Origin of the sequence: Pseudomonas sp. PS01299 (genome assembly GCF_029960145.1) — a bacterium.
In the GTDB taxonomy this organism is placed as follows: domain Bacteria; phylum Pseudomonadota; class Gammaproteobacteria; order Pseudomonadales; family Pseudomonadaceae; genus Aquipseudomonas; species Aquipseudomonas putida_A.
In genome coordinates this window covers 1-1,738 of the sequence record NZ_JASCPO010000462.1, presented here as the reverse complement: position 1 = coordinate 1,738, position 1,738 = coordinate 1, and the positions used below count along the sequence as shown (strand labels likewise).

The 1,738-nt window shown below is 56.4% G+C and carries 1 protein-coding gene; it reads left to right on the top strand.

The genetic code is table 11. The annotated features are described in order from the left end of the window. Positions 1–175 precede the first annotated feature (175 nt). Positions 176–1,525 (top strand): carbohydrate porin, encoded by a 1,350-nt coding sequence (locus QMX91_RS30995; RefSeq protein WP_027612565.1) that lies wholly within the window; start codon positions 176–178, stop codon positions 1,523–1,525. The last annotated feature ends 213 nt before the right edge of the window (positions 1,526–1,738 follow it).

Sequence of the window (1,738 nt, the reverse complement as noted above, 5' to 3'; positions counted from 1 at the left end):
GGGCTTGCTCGCGAAAACGGAGTGTCAGGCAGCACACATGGCGACTGACATGACGTCTTCGCGAGCAAGCCCGCTTCCACAGGGGAAAAGTGGTGTTCGGCCTGTCGAGCATCGCAATTTATGTAAACCACGTTGGAAAAAAACAGTTAATAACAATAAAGACGAGGATGTAGGGATGAAAAAGAAACACGTCAATGCCCGGTTGATCTGCCAAGTGTCAGCTGCGGCGGCATTGGTGCTGGCCGGTAACGCCATGGCGGCGGATGCCTTCAGCTCCGACTCGAAATGGATGACCGGTGACTGGGGTGGCGAGCGGACCAAGCTGATCGAGCAGGGTATCGACATCAAGGCCGACTACGTTGGGGAAATGGGCGCTAACCTGCATGGCGGCTACAACGACGACAAGACCGGTCGCTACAGCGATCAGTTCGGTCTGGGCGTGGCGCTGGACCTGCAAAAACTCTGGGGCTGGGACAACACTCAGGCCAAGATCCAGTTGACCAACCGTAACGGGCAAAACATCTCCAACGATCGCGTTGGCGATCCGCGTGCCGGCACTCTGTCGTCGTCGCAGGAAGTCTACGGTCGTGGCCACATGGTGCGTCTGACCCAGTTGTGGATTCAGCACCAGTTCTTCGACAACAAGCTCGACGTCAAGGCCGGTTACTTCGGTGAAGGCGAAGACTTCAACACCTTCCCGTGCGACTTCCAGAACCTGGCGTTCTGCGGCTCGCAAGTGGGTAACTGGGCGACCAACATCTGGTACAACTGGCCCGTCAGCCAGGCCGCGATCCGCGTGAAGTACAACATCAACGACGAGCTCTACGCGCAGATCGGTGCTTACAACCAGAACCCGTCGCAACTGGAACACGGCAACGGCTTCAAGCTCAGCGGCAGCGGCACCAAAGGGACTGTTCTGCCAGTCGAACTGGTCTGGTCGCCGAAGGTCAACAGCCTGCCGGGCGAATACCGCGTCGGTTACTACAAGAGCACGGCTGACGCCAATGACGTCCGTGAAGACGTCAACGGCTTCGACGCTGCAACCACTGGCGACGCGTACAAGACCCACAGCAGCAAACACGGCTACTGGTTCGTCGCGCAGCAGCAACTCACCAGCCACAACGGTGATGCTTCGCGCGGTCTGAACATCGCCGCCAACGCGACCTTCCACGACAAGGACACCAACTTCATCGACAACTACCAGTCGGTGATGTTTGTCTACAAAGGCCCGTTCGACGCGCGTCCTAAAGATGACGTCGGCATTGGTGCGGCGCGTATCCACGTCAACGATGACGTGAAGAAAAACGCCGAGTTCCTGAATGCTTCCAACGGTGTTTCGGACTACGACAACCCGGTGTTCTCGCCAATTCGTGAAACCGAATACAACTACGAGATCAACTACGGCTTCCACGTCACCAACTGGCTGACCGTACGCCCTAACCTGCAATACATCACTCACCCGGGTGGTGTGGATGAAGTGGACAACGCTTTGGTCGCTGGCCTGAAAATTCAGTCTACGTTCTAACGCTGTTGCGATAAGCTCCTCTCTATGTGCGCATATTTGCGGACAGCCAAGGCTGTCCGCTTTTTTTTGCGATAGACGTCCGATGTTATACCTGTGGCGAGGGGATTTATCCCCGATGGGGCGCGAAGCGGCCCTGAACCCATTGCATACGATATGTCAGTGGGAAAACGGTTGCAGGTTTGGGTTTGCTTCGCAACCCATCGGGGATAAATC